The organism is Ruegeria sp. HKCCA5491, from assembly GCF_013034565.1.
Classification (GTDB): Bacteria; Pseudomonadota; Alphaproteobacteria; order Rhodobacterales; family Rhodobacteraceae; genus Ruegeria.
Window position 1 is genome coordinate 52,147 of sequence record NZ_WQGG01000003.1, and the last position, 13,857, is coordinate 66,003.

At 55.6% G+C, this 13,857-nt stretch carries 14 protein-coding genes; 4 read left to right on the plus strand and 10 right to left on the minus strand.

All coding sequences use genetic code 11. From position 1 onward, the window contains the following. Positions 1 to 8: 8 nt before the first annotated feature. Positions 9 to 689, minus strand: a complete 681-nt coding sequence (locus tag GOV88_RS05865; protein ID WP_171239831.1) for a GntR family transcriptional regulator — start codon at positions 687 to 689, stop codon at positions 9 to 11. A 78-nt stretch (positions 690 to 767) separates the two neighbouring features. On the opposite strand from GOV88_RS05865, the gene GOV88_RS05870 reads away from it, so the two are divergent. Continuing rightward, complete coding sequence (locus GOV88_RS05870; protein WP_171239832.1) at positions 768 to 1,832, plus strand: AbrB family transcriptional regulator; 1,065 nt, start codon at positions 768 to 770, stop codon at positions 1,830 to 1,832. Here the strand turns inward: GOV88_RS05870 and GOV88_RS05875 are convergent. From GOV88_RS05875 to GOV88_RS05895, 5 genes are all read right to left on the minus strand, one after another. Beyond that, on the minus strand, positions 1,801 to 2,781 hold the full coding sequence (locus tag GOV88_RS05875; protein WP_171239833.1) for a D-2-hydroxyacid dehydrogenase family protein: 981 nt from the start codon (positions 2,779 to 2,781) through the stop codon (positions 1,801 to 1,803). The two genes, GOV88_RS05870 and GOV88_RS05875, sit on opposite strands and share 32 nt — an antisense overlap. Further along, positions 2,778 to 3,014 carry a hypothetical protein gene (locus tag GOV88_RS05880; RefSeq protein WP_170390164.1) on the minus strand — a complete coding sequence of 79 codons (237 nt, stop codon included), beginning with the start codon at positions 3,012 to 3,014 and terminating at the stop codon, positions 2,778 to 2,780. Before GOV88_RS05880 ends, GOV88_RS05875 begins: the two co-directional genes overlap by 4 nt. A gap of 51 nt (positions 3,015 to 3,065) precedes the next feature. Next, a complete protein-coding gene (locus GOV88_RS05885) occupies positions 3,066 to 4,154 on the minus strand; it encodes a 4-oxalomesaconate tautomerase (protein ID WP_171239834.1) in 1,089 nt (362 codons plus the stop codon). An 88-nt stretch (positions 4,155 to 4,242) separates the two neighbouring features. Next, positions 4,243 to 6,273, minus strand: coding sequence for a tripartite tricarboxylate transporter permease (locus tag GOV88_RS05890; protein ID WP_171239835.1), 2,031 nt, complete (start codon positions 6,271 to 6,273; stop codon positions 4,243 to 4,245). Between the two features lie 79 nt (positions 6,274 to 6,352). Continuing rightward, complete coding sequence (locus GOV88_RS05895) at positions 6,353 to 7,441, minus strand: tricarboxylate transporter (RefSeq protein WP_170390158.1); 1,089 nt, start codon at positions 7,439 to 7,441, stop codon at positions 6,353 to 6,355. Between the two features lie 139 nt (positions 7,442 to 7,580). On the opposite strand from GOV88_RS05895, the gene GOV88_RS05900 reads away from it, so the two are divergent. After that, on the plus strand, positions 7,581 to 8,249 hold the full coding sequence (locus GOV88_RS05900) for a response regulator transcription factor (protein ID WP_170644855.1): 669 nt from the start codon (positions 7,581 to 7,583) through the stop codon (positions 8,247 to 8,249). After that, positions 8,246 to 9,613 carry a sensor histidine kinase gene (locus GOV88_RS05905; RefSeq protein WP_371808219.1) on the plus strand — a complete coding sequence of 456 codons (1,368 nt, stop codon included), beginning with the start codon at positions 8,246 to 8,248 and terminating at the stop codon, positions 9,611 to 9,613. The genes GOV88_RS05900 and GOV88_RS05905 overlap by 4 nt, the downstream gene beginning before the upstream one ends. Positions 9,614 to 9,936: 323 nt before the next feature. Here the strand turns inward: GOV88_RS05905 and GOV88_RS05910 are convergent, their stop codons facing one another. The 4 genes from GOV88_RS05910 to phhA all read right to left on the minus strand — a co-directional run bounded on the left by GOV88_RS05910 (position 9,937) and on the right by phhA (position 13,256). Beyond that, entirely contained in the window at positions 9,937 to 10,338 is a 402-nt protein-coding gene (locus GOV88_RS05910; RefSeq protein ID WP_171239836.1) for a DUF4864 domain-containing protein, read from the minus strand. 48 nt (positions 10,339 to 10,386) lie between these two features. Further along, positions 10,387 to 11,961, minus strand: coding sequence for a lysine--tRNA ligase (locus GOV88_RS05915; protein WP_171239837.1), 1,575 nt, complete (start codon positions 11,959 to 11,961; stop codon positions 10,387 to 10,389). A 134-nt stretch (positions 11,962 to 12,095) separates the two neighbouring features. Then, the gene (locus tag GOV88_RS05920) at positions 12,096 to 12,377 is read right to left on the minus strand and encodes a 4a-hydroxytetrahydrobiopterin dehydratase (RefSeq protein WP_254429142.1); all 282 of its coding nucleotides are present in this window, start codon (positions 12,375 to 12,377) and stop codon (positions 12,096 to 12,098) included. Between the two features lie 78 nt (positions 12,378 to 12,455). Next, complete coding sequence (gene phhA / locus GOV88_RS05925; RefSeq protein WP_171239838.1) at positions 12,456 to 13,256, minus strand: phenylalanine 4-monooxygenase; 801 nt, start codon at positions 13,254 to 13,256, stop codon at positions 12,456 to 12,458. 108 nt (positions 13,257 to 13,364) lie between these two features. Between phhA and GOV88_RS05930 the strand changes: the two genes are divergently transcribed. Next, positions 13,365 to 13,832, plus strand: a complete 468-nt coding sequence (locus GOV88_RS05930) for an Lrp/AsnC family transcriptional regulator (protein WP_171211819.1) — start codon at positions 13,365 to 13,367, stop codon at positions 13,830 to 13,832. Positions 13,833 to 13,857 lie beyond the last annotated feature (25 nt).

Here is a 13,857-nt window from a genome sequence, read left to right on the forward strand (position 1 = left end):
CTGTCTACCTACTGATTTTCGTCGGTTGTCCGGTCGCGTTCTTGCAACGCCCGAATACGCATCCGTTGTGCGGCCTGAATATGCGCGCGCATTTCTGTTTCAGCCACCGCGCCATCGCGGTTCTTTAAGGCGGCCATGACGCGCTTATGCTCTTCCACTGCAGTCTCTGCTCGGTCACCGTCCAACAATTGCGATGGCCCAAGGATCAACAGCGCTTTTTGCAAAGACAACATAGACTTGGCAAGAAACCGATTCTTTGCCGCATCCAAAAGTGTGGCGTGAAAAATCCGGTTGATCCGAGCCGCTTCCGAGCCGGTACCAGCCTCGGCCAAGCGATCATTCAAAACGCCCAACTCATCCAATTCGACATCCGACGCCGCACGCGCGGCTAAACGGGCCGCAGTTCCCTCGAGTACCGCGCGCATCTCATAAAGCTCCATTACTTCGGCGTAATCGAGACTGCGTACGGTTGCGCCCTGCCGTGGCACATGAGTTACTAGCCCGTCGGTCTCCAACTGCCGGATAGCTTCGCGCACAGGGGTGCGACTGACGCCTAATCGTTCTGACAACTCAATCTCGCGTAGGCGTTCACCAGGCTTAAGTGTGCCATCCCGAATCTCATCCAGCAGGTGTTGATACGCTGAATTGCCTTGTGGGCCTGGCTGTAAGGGGTCGTCTTGAATGGTCATCGAGCGCTCACTTGTCTTCTTGCGTCCAGTTGTATACATTTGGATACGTTGTGAGTCAATGTTATCGAAAGCCGCGCCTTGCCCACCCAAAACAAAACACCCTCTTTCCTGACAAAGCGGGCCGTAACACTGGTCCTTGCGCTACTGGGCACCGGAGTATTTTGGGCGTTGAACCTGCCGCTGCCCTTTCTATTCGGCCCAATGAGCGCGTGTCTGATCGCCGCCCTAGCGCATGCCCCTATGGAAGGTTTTGGTCAGATATCGGTTGCAGCGCGCACCATACTCGGCGTTGCAGTTGGGGCTTCGATTACCCCTGCCCTTTTTGTCGAATTGCCGAAGATGGCCGCGTCTATAGCACTGGTCCCGTTCTTCATCCTGCTGATCGCGCTGGTAGGCGTGCCATTCTTTCGCAAGATTTGGGGTTTTGACTCTACGACCGCGTTTTACGCTGCCATGCCAGGCGGATTGCAGGACATGATCATCTTTGGCGGCGAAGCAGGCGCCAACCCGCGTACACTTTCCCTGATCCACGGTACGCGCGTGCTGATCATCGTAACGCTGGCCCCCCTGTTTCTGACAGTTTTCTACGATGCCCAGCTCACCAACCCAATCGGAGAGCCAGCGCGTGACCTCCCAATGCATGAACTGGCGTTGATGGTGCTGGCCGCCCTCATAGGCTGGAAAGGCGGAGAGCGGATCGGCCTGTTCGGGGCATCTATCCTTGGCCCAATGATACTGACAGCGGCTCTGTCACTGGGGGACTTCATTCATACTCGTCCACCGCGCGAGGCCATCCTTGCAGCGCAATTCTTTATTGGTTGCGGGATCGGCGTGAAGTTCGTGGGCGTCACATGGGTCGAACTCCGCCGAGTGGTTGCAGCGGGCTTCGCCTATGTCATCGTCCTTGCGATCCTCGCAGCCGCTTTCACCGCCGTTGTCACTACGTTGGGCTTCGGCCAGCCGGTCGAGGCTTTTCTAGCCTTTGCTCCTGGCGGACAGGCCGAGATGACAGTGCTGGCCATCGTTTCGGGCGCGGATCTGGGCTTTGTGATCACCCACCATCTGACAAGGATCGTGATGGTTATCATCGGCGCGCCCATAGCGGCCAATCTTATCCTGCGCTGGTCCAAACCTCGGGGTTGATCATGTGAATAGGGGCACCTTCAGCATAGGCATTCACCTGATCGAAAATATCTGCGAATTGCAGGTCGAATTCGTCCTCAGTCACAAAACCTATATGTGGTGTCGCAATCAGGTTTGGGTGCGATAGCAAGGGGTCATTCGGGTCGGTGAGCGGCTCGGTATCGAAGACATCAATTGCGGCCTTCCCCGGGAGACCGGCGTTCAGCGCGTCCAACAAAGCACTCGGAGCGATCAGCCCGGCGCGGGAGGTGTTCACAAACATCGCGCCCGGTTGCATCTGCGAAAAATCTGACGCTGTGATGATACCGTTCGTGTTGGGCTTCAGGCGGACGTGGACTGAGACAACATCGCTGTTGGCAAAGAACGCTTCGCGGCTTGTGGCAATCTGCACGCCGTCGGCCTGCGCGCGTGCCCGGCCTTCATCCGAAGACCACCAAACCACATTCATCCCGAATGCCTCGGCGTAGCCAGCAACGGCGCGGGCGATACGGCCATATCCATACAGTCCCAACTGCCGCCCTCTCAGGGTCTTGCCAACTCCGGCCTGCCAACGCCCCGTTTTGACCGAAGCCATCTGCGCAGGCAAGTCGCGCATCCCGGCCATGATCAGTGCCCATGTCAGTTCGGCTGCGGCATATGAGGGTGTCCCACCATGCATGTTCGAACACAGCAGCACTCCGTTATCCGAGCATGCCTGCACATCGACATGCGGATACACGCTGCGCTGACTGATCAATTTCAGGTTTGGAAGTTTTTCAATCAAATCCCGGGTGATCTTGGTGCGCTCGCGAAACAAAACCAGCGCCTCAGCCTCCTGCAAGCGTTCGGCCAATTCGCCGGTATCCTCGACATGATCTGTCCAGACCTTCACTTGATGGTCGGACAGTTTTCCGAAACAGGGAAGGCCCTGCAGTGTATCAAACCAATCGTCTAGAATGTGAACTTTCATCGACTTTCTACACCCTGCCTTTTGTTCAGTTTTCTTGGCGTCGGCACAAAATGAAGTTTGTCGAGTGCTTCAAGCGCATTGCGAACCCGTTCGCGTTGATCCAACAGATGGTTGAATTGCTCATCGCAACCGGCAATCGGTGTTGGGTATTCCGCGATATCCTTCCGCAGAGCCGACTGCGCCAGCCTGAGTTCCTGACGCGCGATATCAAGGCATTCCGAATAGTCGTCCATCGTGATATCCTCATTATGTATACCATTGTATACCAAATGAGAGTTCCCACTTCAACTACCGTTCCACGCGGATTCCGGCACATAAACATGCCCATCCGCCAATTTACGCGCAGTCCTCACCAAACCGGCAGAAATTACGTTGAACTCCCCATCATTCGAGAAGTCCACCAGAACGTCGATCTTGCCTGAGGCATGCTCCAACACAACTTCAGCCGGGCTTGAATCCGGGCGATCAAGCAACCCGTCTGCGACGGTTCCGGGCGTCAACGCGCAAGATGCCATGCATTGCGCGCCCGTAACGGCCATTGTCGGGTGAGTTTTCCATGGCATGAAATACCGAACCGCAAGGGTTCCACCTTCTCTGGCGGGTGCTATCAGGCCGAATTTGGGAGTTACCGATTTCGAGACGTCGCCCATACCCATCAGTTCTCCGGCTTCGATCCGCACGGCCTCCATCCGATCAAAAAAAGCACGGTTAGCATCCAGCTCTTCGGCGCTTTCATATCCTGTCAGTCCGAAATCCGCTGCCCGGGCTATGACCATCGGCATGGCGACATCCATGCAAGTCAGCTCGATCCCCTGTACTGTATCGCGCAAATTTCCGGCGGGTAGAAATGCACCAGTTGCCGAACCCACAACGCCCATGAAACTCAGTTGCACCGGTGCAGAATGGCCAGGGACTCCGGCGATTTCCACATCGCCCTGGTACACCAACTCACCGCCCGGGGTCTGAACTTTGGCTATGACACGAGCGCCTGTATTGACAGCGCGAATACGGATTTCGGTTTCATCGCCGTTGGGCTGGAACAATCCCATTTCGATCGCAGCTGGACCAACTCCTGAGAGGATATTTCCACAGGTGGGTTTGAAATCGACCAGCTTCTCATCAACAGAAACCTGCGCGAAGAAATAGTCGATATCGGCCCATTCGTCCTCGCTGACTGAAAGCATCGCCACTTTGGTCGTCACTGCGTTACCACCACCGATCCCGTCGATATTGAGCGCTTGTCCAGCCCCGATGGCAGCGACCAGAACATCGGCCAAAGTGTCCAGGTCTTCGGGCAGATCAGAGCGCCGAAAATAAGGCCCTCGGGAAGTGCCGCCGCGCATAAAAACATATGGGATTGCTGTCTGGCTCATTGCGAACCCTCCTTTACAAACCGTTGAAATTTCGGATTTCAGCGCTGCCCGACCCACCAGATTGGCGGGCCGGGAAACCGTGGAGCGCCTACTTGAGCGGCCATGGCAGGTTCACCATGTCTTGCAGCAGGCCTGGCGGGAAATCCCGGTTCAGGGCACCAGCCATGAAGCACATGAAACCGATGCCGCAGGCCGTCAGGAGCAACGTCATCTGCCAACTGGACCCGGCGCGAATGCGGAAGAATGCGATTAGGAACCCGATCAGGGCTAGGATGAACCCCACAACCCAAGTGGCCGCGATCAAACCTGCAAACCAAGCGAGCGTTGACCAAAGTCCATGCGGCGCGCTTGCATCCTCACCGGCAAGTTCTTTGTCTGCAAAGATCGCATCGCCCTCGGGTCGCCGCATCATCTGGATCAACAGAATGACACAGCAGAACAGCGACACGCTGCCGATCACCAGCGGGATGATCTTATCGGTCATGTTGTAGTCAGGGATCATGTTGGCATTGACCAGCGCCACAATCAGATAGGCCATGATCACCAACAAAAATATCAGCGGCGCGCGCTTGCTGCCGGATTTGACCTCACCTTCTGCCATGATCATCTTAGCTTGGCGAATGCCCAGAATGACCGAAACCACGGTAACCACGATCAGCACGATAACGATCGGACTGAAGACATATTCCATCCCCTCACCAAAGCTTTTGCGGAAGCGGAAAGAGGCAATCTGGAACGCCTGGTTGGTGAACTTCTCAACCGGGTTCGACAGCACGAACCCAATCAGAAAGGCCGGGCGCGACCAGTCGAAACGGCGCAGGAAAATTCCGATCAGGCCGATGACGAACAGGGCCAGCAGGTCTTCGAAGTTCTGACCGGACTGGAATGCCGCGAAGCTGATCAGCATGAACAGAAACGGCGCCAGATAGGTGAAACGGATTGTCGTCAGCTTGGCTATCCCACCCGAGGCCGCGATGCATAAGACTGTGCCCACCACGTTGGCGAGAGCCAGCAACCAGACAATCGAATAGGTGATGTCGAGATTATCCTTGAGCATGCTAGGACCGACCTCGATATCGCCGGATCCCAACAGTGCGACGGCGCCGATAAAGATCGCCATTGAACCCGAGCCGGGGATGCCAAACAGGAGCGTTGGGACGAGCCCCCCGCCCTCCTTGGCATTGTTCGAGCTTTCCGGCCCGATGACGCCTCGCACTTCGCCCTTTCCGAAGTTGCTTTTGTCTTTGGTCGATTGAACCGAATGGCCATAAGCGATCCAGTCAACAACCGAGCCACCAAGGCCGGGGATGACACCGACAACCACGCCAATGATTGAACAGCGGACTGACAACCAAATGTTTGCAGCCCAGTCTTTGACGCCATCAAGCCAGCCCGCGCCCAGTGAGGCGCCCTTAGCAATGGATCGGTCTTGACGCAGCAGCGAGACGATTTCCGGCACCGCAAAAATACCCAAGCCAACGATGACCAACTTCAAACCATCGGTCAGGTAGGGAATGTCATAAGTCGCCATACGCAGCGAACCGCCTGCGTCCGCCTCGCCAATCGTACCGACCATCAAACCCAGCCCTGCGGCCGCAACACCCTTCAGTGGGATACGTCCGGCTAAGATAGCGACCATCGACAAGCCAAGAATGGTGATCATCAGCATCTCGGGCAGACCAAATGCCAGAACGATGGGCCGCGCGACCAGGATGAACATGGTCAAAAAAGTTGCGCCGACCAAACCGCCGAAAAGCGATGAAGCAAAGGCCGCTGACAATGCCCGCGCGGCTTCGCCTTTCTTCGCCATCGGGAAACCATCCAACACCGTAGCCTGAGAGGCAGAGCTACCGGGGATACCCATAAGAACTGATGCGAAGGTGTCAGAGGTCGGCACAACGGCGACCATCCCGATCATCAACGCCAATCCAAGGATCGGGTCCATGCCAAACATGAAAGGCAGCAATAGGGACAGACCAGCAATACCGCCAAGCCCCGGGAAAACCCCTACGGCCAGTCCCATAACGACACCGAGAACAAGGTACCCCAGAACAATAGGTTGCAGGATCAGACCCCACGCGTCACTGAGCGCAGGAAGAGCGGTGGCGAAAACCTCCATAGCGGCCGCCTTTCATAAATTGTCTTGTGTTTAGAAAAGCGCGCGCCCGACATTGGGGCGCGCGCAGTGGTGTTAGAGTTTAGTTTAGCTCGACACCATAGGCTTCTTTGAGCCAGTTCAGAACGTAGGCTTTGGCGTTGCCGTCGACGTTTGTCGCGGTTTGCAATGCCGCTTTAGAGCCGTCACCTACGAAAACCGGGTATTTGCCCACGCGCTTCGAGGAGATGTCGGCAAAGTCGCCCCGCTCAGTCACAGCTTGGAACGCTGCTGTGTATGCGTCGACCACTTCCTGAGGTGTATCACCCGGCAGGAACGCCAGTTTCTGAACCGGGAAACCGGCTACAAAGAATGCTTTCCACGCATCCCATGCCTCACCGCTGGTTTCACAACCATCGGTGGCCTCACATACTTCCTTAAATGTCGGGATATCTGGGAATGTCGGGTCACGGACGATATTACCATCCGCATCCAGCGCCCCCCAGGTCATCATCGGCACGGCCTGACCGGATTCAACCAACGGGGCCGATCCACCCAGATAGCCGGACGAGGTCTGATAATCGATGTTGGCTTCACCGCGCTCGAACATCAGACGACCATCGCCACGGCCTTTGATGCCAAAAACAGGCTCAACACTCATGCCCAGCATTTGCCATGCCAGCAGCGGCACAAGGTCAAGGCGTGTCGCGCCCTGCGAGCCGTAAATGAAGTTTGTGTCTTTCAGCGCGTTCGCGGAACCATCAAACTTTGCTCCGTCTTCGGCGTTAAGATAGGCAACACCACCTGTTCCCGACGCCATAACCGGGATCCAGTCGTTGTATTCATAGCGCACGCGGGGATCGCTCAGCAGATATGGGAATTGAGTTGAACCGGAGGTGCCAAAAAGCAGCGTGCCGTCATCATGGCTCTGCTCTTGGAACCAGTTTGCGCCTTTGGTTGAACCAGCGCCCGGCATAAATTTCACAACAACAGTGGGTTGCCCCGGCAGGGCTTCGGACAGAAGTGGCGCAAAGAAGTTGGCCCATTTGGCGGAGCCACCCGTTTCCGAGAACGGGATGACCCATTCAATGGTCTTGCCCGAGAAATCGACCTCGGCAGCGGCAGGCGCGGCGATACCGGCGGCGGCGATCAGCCCCACGACGGCGCGACGGGTGAAGTTGGAAATGGTCATTGGTTCCTCCCTGTTGACCAGACAACCACGCTAGCGCCCTCTGCGCCACCGTGATCGCAAATAGAACTGTGGGGTTGATTCCCCCTCCCATCTGGCAATCATGGAGCGCCAACCTTGCGCGAAACTTGCAGGAGCCCGAATGCGGATCGTCATAATCGAGGATAACGCGACCCTCGCCAACGCTATTGCGTATCGTCTGCGTGACCGCGGTCATGCGGCAGAAGTGCTTGCAGACGGCAACGAGGCTGACTTGTATCTTGCGCAAGAGGGGGCCGACTTGGTTGTTCTGGATATCAATTTGCCCGGACAATCAGGGCTGGAGATCCTGAAATCTCTTCGCAATCGTGGCGATGGCGTACCGGTGATCTTGCTTACGGCACGTGCCGAAACAAGCGACCGGGTTTCCGGGTTGGATATGGGTGCAGATGATTATCTGGTTAAGCCGTTCGAAATGGACGAGTTGGAAGCACGCATCCGGGCGCTTTCTCGACGCAAAGAACTCGAATTCGGAGCAAAAGAGAGCATCGGCGGTTTGGAATTCGACCGCGCCGCACGTCAGGTTAGCGTGCATGGCGAAGTTATGGATATACCTCGGCGGGAAATCGCGGTGCTTGAATGCCTGTTGGAGCGCAGGGGCAGAATCGTTCCCAAAAGCCAGCTTACAGATTACGTCTATGGCGTGGGTGCCGATGTCGAGGCCTCGGCAGTTGAGCCTCATGTATCTCGGCTGAGAAAACGTCTTCAAGATCTCGGTATCGGAATTAAAACAGCCCGTGGTCTCGGGTATCTGCTTGAGGTGCAGAAGTGATCAATCACGGCTCACTCAGGTTAAGACTGTTCATTCTTATCCTAACCCCCTTGATACTAATCGCCGCTCTGCTTGGTCTTTGGCGCTTTATAATTGCGCAGAAAACGGCTCAGGAATTGTTCGACGACAGCCTGTTATCTGCTGGTCTCGCAATATCGCGAGATGTTGCGATTTCAGGCGGTGACGCGCTGTCACCAACTACACGCAGCATGATCCGTGATGCGTCAGGCGGAGAGATTTTTTACCACGTAACGGGACCCGGCGGCATCTATGTGACAGGCTATGCCTACCCTCCGGCAGCCACCCACTCGTCTGCTGAAGAGGCGTACAAGCCGCAGTTTTTCGAAGCACTTTACCGCAAAAAACCGGTCCGCGTTCTTAAGATGACGGAACGAGTGACGATAGAAAATCTAGTCGGAGATGCGACAGTTACAGTCTGGCAGCGTATGTCGGATCGCAACGCTTTCGCGAATGAACTGTCAATCCGCGCAGGAATTCTCATGGGAATTCTGCTAGCCACCCTCGCCATTGTGGTATGGTTCGGCGTCGCTCGTGGACTGAGGCCTTTGCTGGATTTGCAGGACGCAATTGACCTGCGTTCACCAGATGACCTCAGTGAGATTAAGCGCCCTGTCCCGATCGAAGTTCAGGGTGTTGTTAGAACCCTGAACCGGCTTTTTGGTCAGGTGGAAAAAAGCATCAACGCCCATCAAGTTTTTATTTCCGAAGCAGCACATCAGCTGCGAAACCCGGCCGCGGCTGTTCAGTCGATGGCCGAAGCTCTGCAGGACGCGAAAACGGATGACGACCGAGAAAAACGTATCTCAGAGCTTGTGGCGGCTGCGAAAAACTCAGCGACGGTGGCGGAACAGCTGTTATCACTTGAAAGGCTCAGGCAGCCTACGCACCAAGACCAAATGGATAAAATTGACTTCCGCTCGGTCGTGGAAGAGGCCTGCGCGGAGATGGGAGTTCAAATACTAGCAAAGGGTATCGAGTTCGATGTCACGATTCCGGAGACGGCGGTCCCGGTAATCGGTGACCGGGTCTTTCTGATTGAGGCTCTAAAGAACCTGTTGGACAACGCAGTCAAACACGGTGGCATAATGTTGAGCCAAATTTCAGTGGTGCTGCGGTGTGACGGCAAATACGTCAACCTAACTGTGACCGATGATGGTTCTGGCCTTTCGCCAAACCAAAGCGAAGCGGCATTCAATCGGTTTTCTCAATTGCAGCATTCCGGGGGCAGCGGATTGGGGTTGTCCATCGTCTCTGCGGTTGCGGAGCGTCACGGAGGAATGATCGAAATCAACCAAGTCGAAAGAGGAGCGAGCATTACGCTTGAGCTTCCCATAGTCCTGTAAGCTCTTTCAAATTTCACTCGGAACCCAAAACCAGTCTAAGTCAAAGCGAGTTTCTGCGATTGCTGCTAAAGCCAGGTTTACGCCCTGAGCGACGAACGCAGCTCTCAAAATCTGTACTCGGGGTCCGGCCTAATATTCACAGGCCATCCTCGGCACTCCGGGGGTTTTCAGAACCACCTCTCGCCCCACACGTTCCCCACACACGAAGTATCCGCAGGTGCTGCAAACCCCGTAGAGATGGGGTTTCGAGCGATATGCCCGAACCCCCTGTTAATCGAAAAGGAATTAATCGCCCGTCACGCCTCCGTAACGGAGGCGTTGCATCAGGCGGACGGGTCGGAATTTCCAAGCAATTGGACGCCGTTGATCTTCCACCCGCTTTCAAGCTGGATCATTTGATAATCAAGGATATGGGCACGCCCATCCCCATCGACGATCATCACCTTCTGCCACAAAGCTCCGGCCACTTCGCGCAGCTCCAGAAACCTTACTTCGGACGGTCGCCAGACCATCGGATAGCCATTTCGCACCATCGCCCCGAAATTCTCGGGCGTGCGAAATATGTTCTGAATATTCGGGCTGGCAAAGGTAAAGGCGGTGACGAAATCATCCACTTTGAACGCTTGTATCTGGGCCGCGATATTGGCCTCGATCTCGGCATCCTGAGCGGCACCGCCCGACGCCAGCCCGACGCTGAAGGCTATAGCAAGAATAATACGGCGCATGGGGCCACCTCCTGATCCAAGAGTAGCCCCATGCGGTATTAGGTCAAATCAGACCAGTTCTCCGGCCAGCGCCTTGTCGATCAAGGCAATCGTTTCCGGCACGCCATACAGCGCGATAAATCCACCAAAACGCGGCCCTTGAGAGGCCCCCAAGAGGACTTCGTACAGGGCGGTAAACCATCCCCGCAGAGGGTCGAACCGATCCCGCCCGATGGCATAGACCACGGATTGCAACGCCTCATCTTCGATCGGACCGTCATAGTCTGCAAGCGCGGCTTTAAGCGCTTCCAACGCCTCGCGCTCTTGATCTGTAGGTGCACGATGTTGGCGGGTTGGCTTGACGAAATCGTTGAAGTAGCGAACCGCAAAACCTGCCGCCTGATCAAGGTCAGGATGCGTTTCGGCCGTGGCTTCAGGCGCGTAGCGATGGATAAAGCCCCACAACGCCTCTTTGTCCTCGGCGCCGGACACAGACGCAAGATTCAACAACATCGCAAACGACACCATCAGCGTTGATTCAGGAACGTCGCCGCCGTGGATATGCCAAACGGGGTTGTTCAACTGCGCCTTCGATTCTTGCCCCGGATAGGCCCGCAACTGCTGGTGATACTCATCCACCGCTTTGGGAATAACATCAAAATACAGACGCTTGGCCGTCTTGGGCTTTTGGTACATGAAATACGAAAGGCTTTCGGGCGCGGCGTAGGTCAGCCACTCCTCCATCGACAAGCCGTTGCCTTTCGATTTCGAGATCTTCTGCCCCTGCTCATCATTGAACAACTCATAGTTCAGCGACTCGGGCGGCTGTTTGCCCAGCGCCCGGCAGATTTTCGACGACTGCGTGACCGAGTCGATCAGGTCCTTGCCCGACATCTCATAGTCCACGCCCAGCGCGGCCCAACGCATCGCCCAATCCGGCTTCCACTGCATCTTGACGTTGCCACCAGTGACCGGGATTTCGACCTTTTCACCGTCGGGCTCCTGATAGACGATCGTCCCCTTGGCCACGTTACGCTCTAGCGTGGGAACCTGCAGAACGTGACCGGTTTTCGGGCTGATCGGCAGGAAGCAGGAATAGGTCTCGCGCCGCTCGGCCCCAAGGGTCGGCAGCATAATTTCCTGAATCTTCTCGAACCGGTCCAAGGCCGTCAGAAGCATCTCATCAAACTTGCCGCTGGTATAGTAATCGGTGGCCGAAGCGAATTCATACTGGAACCCGAAGCTATCCAGAAAGTCACACAGCATCGCGTTGTTGTGTTGCGCGAACCCTTCATGCGTCCCAAACGGATCGCGCACTTTGGTCAGCGGCAAGTGCAGGTCTTCTTTCAACTCTTCCTGCATTGGTACGTTGGTCGGCACTTTGCGGAAACCATCCATATCGTCCGAGAAACAAATCAGCTTGGTGGGAATATCGCTGATCTGCTCAAACGCGTGACGCACCATCGAAGTCCGGGCAACCTCGCCAAATGTTCCGATATGCGGCAGGCCCGACGGTCCATACCCTGTCTGGAACAGTACATACCCCTTTTCCGGAGCGCCCTTCTGATAGCGTTTGAGCACCCGGCGCGCCTCTTCGAAAGGCCAGGCCTTGGACGACATCGCGGTTTCACGCAGTTCAGACATTATTCGACAAGCTCCATCGGGAAAAACAGTGCCGGTCACCGCACGCAACCGACCGGCCCCTCCTATTGTGCCGGTGCAGCATGAGTCAATAAAGGCTGGGGTTTTTCCTGACGGGAAAGCCTGGAAACGCGGGATCACTCGGTCAGTTGATCCAGTTTAGCCGCCCAAATGAAATCATTCTCGCTGAGCCCGCCAATTTCGTGCGTCGTCAATTTGACATCTACATACCCCCAGCCAAACGCGATATCCGGATGGTGGCCCTGTTGATCCGCAAGCCACGCACAAAGATTGGCCAAATACGTTGCCTTGGCAAACCCCTTGAACGCATAGTGGCGGCTCAGCGTTTTTGCGTCTGCGCCCAGTTTCCAGTCAGCGGCAAGCTCAGCCATATGCGTATTGGCCTCATCAGCCGTCAAAGGTGGGATTCCTCCAGAACAGGGCACACAGGTCCGGTCTGATAGGCTGCACGTCTCTCCAGATAGGGTCATTTTCATTCACTCCGCTGCAGTTACTTTTTCCGGAAATTTGTTCGGCAGCAGCCCAAGGGTCTGCGCTTGCCGTACATCAGCCAACAGGTCTCGGTCGGCGGCCTCAAACAGGTTTTCGGGCGAGTTTAGCACGAAATAGCCCATTTGATGCATGTCGATCCGATAAGGGGTACGCAGGATCGTAAGAACGTCGAACGGATCCCGGTCAGGTATGTCGCTTTCCACGGCATAGACCAACTCTGTCGGCGACGAGGCAAGACCCGATCCAAGCGCCTTGATCTGGCCGTTTTGACGGCGCAAACCAAATTCGATCGAGAACCAGTAAAGGCGGATCAGCCACGAATAGTCCTTTGCACCGGCCTGAACACCGGCCTTGCCAATCGCATGGCTAAAGGCGGCGAAGCGCGGATCACTCAGCAAGGGAGTATGGCCAAAGATCTCATGAAAAATATCGGGCTCTTCGATGTAATCAAAATCCACGCGCGAGCGGATAAAGGATGCGGCTGGGAAAACGCGGTCGGCCAACATACCAAAAAAGGTTTTGAACCCAATCAGGGCAGGCACCGGCTGCACCCGCCAACCGGTAAGGTCCAAAAGCCGCTCTGAGATTGCGGCGCAAGAAGGTACGGACGTTTTCGGCATATCCAGACGAGCCAACCCGTCCAGGTAATCCTGAGCCATATAACGTTTAACATTTGCCTCTTGAGCTGCGTAGAGATCGGCCCAAACGGCGTCCTCTTCCGGCGAATAGGCAATATGTCCGCGCGCATCGGCGACTTTGGCGACGTATTTGGTCGACTTCGGCATCACGTTTCCTCCTCAAGAGAATTTTAGCTACGTCGAACGGGAGATTTGGTTTGGATTCATCCGGAAATTTCGATATTTTGGCAGATACATGTCGAAAAAATGAAAAATATGACACGAAATCTTCAAACCGCCGATATCGCCATTCTGCAAGAGCTTCAGGCCGATGGTCGTTTGTCCATGCAGGAGCTTTCTGACCGAACAGGATTATCCGCGTCACAATGCTGGCGGCGCGTGCGCGATCTAGAGGCCGTCGGTATTATCGCGGGCTATACGGCTCAGATACGCGCCAAGTCCGTTGGGCTGAACGCAATCGCCTATGTCCATGTAGCCCTGCGCGAACATCAGGAAGACAGCATCAACGCCTTCCTGCGCCTGATCGAAACCGAACCGCAAATTGTCGAGTGCGCCTCAATTACCGGGGATCACGACTTTATCCTCAAGGTCTATGCCAAAACCCCCGAAGAGCTTGAGCATTTCATCATGCAACGCCTTTTAAAATCCGGTTTGGTTCGCGACACGCGCAGCAATTTTGTGCTGCGCCAGACAAAAACACGCGGGCCTTTGCCCATTCTCTAACAGCGGCAAAGCAAAATCCGTTGAA

What these genes read in the sequence shown, in the direction of transcription:
- GOV88_RS05910 (WP_171239836.1), bottom strand. Translation starts at nt 10,338, where the DNA reads ATGCGCCGTATTATTCTTGCTATAGCCTTCAGCGTCGGGCTGGCGTCG.
- GOV88_RS05915 (WP_171239837.1), bottom strand. Translation starts at nt 11,961, where the DNA reads ATGTCTGAACTGCGTGAAACCGCGATGTCGTCCAAGGCCTGGCCTTTC.
- GOV88_RS05890 (WP_171239835.1), bottom strand. Translation starts at nt 6,273, where the DNA reads ATGGAGGTTTTCGCCACCGCTCTTCCTGCGCTCAGTGACGCGTGGGGT.
- GOV88_RS05885 (WP_171239834.1), bottom strand. Translation starts at nt 4,154, where the DNA reads ATGAGCCAGACAGCAATCCCATATGTTTTTATGCGCGGCGGCACTTCC.
- GOV88_RS05875 (WP_171239833.1), bottom strand. Translation starts at nt 2,781, where the DNA reads ATGAAAGTTCACATTCTAGACGATTGGTTTGATACACTGCAGGGCCTT.
- GOV88_RS05865 (WP_171239831.1), bottom strand. Translation starts at nt 689, where the DNA reads ATGACCATTCAAGACGACCCCTTACAGCCAGGCCCACAAGGCAATTCA.
- GOV88_RS05930 (WP_171211819.1), top strand. Translation starts at nt 13,365, where the DNA reads ATGACACGAAATCTTCAAACCGCCGATATCGCCATTCTGCAAGAGCTT.
- GOV88_RS05895 (WP_170390158.1), bottom strand. Translation starts at nt 7,441, where the DNA reads ATGACCATTTCCAACTTCACCCGTCGCGCCGTCGTGGGGCTGATCGCC.
- GOV88_RS05900 (WP_170644855.1), top strand. Translation starts at nt 7,581, where the DNA reads ATGCGGATCGTCATAATCGAGGATAACGCGACCCTCGCCAACGCTATT.
- GOV88_RS05880 (WP_170390164.1), bottom strand. Translation starts at nt 3,014, where the DNA reads ATGGACGACTATTCGGAATGCCTTGATATCGCGCGTCAGGAACTCAGG.
- phhA (WP_171239838.1), bottom strand. Translation starts at nt 13,256, where the DNA reads ATGCCGAAGTCGACCAAATACGTCGCCAAAGTCGCCGATGCGCGCGGA.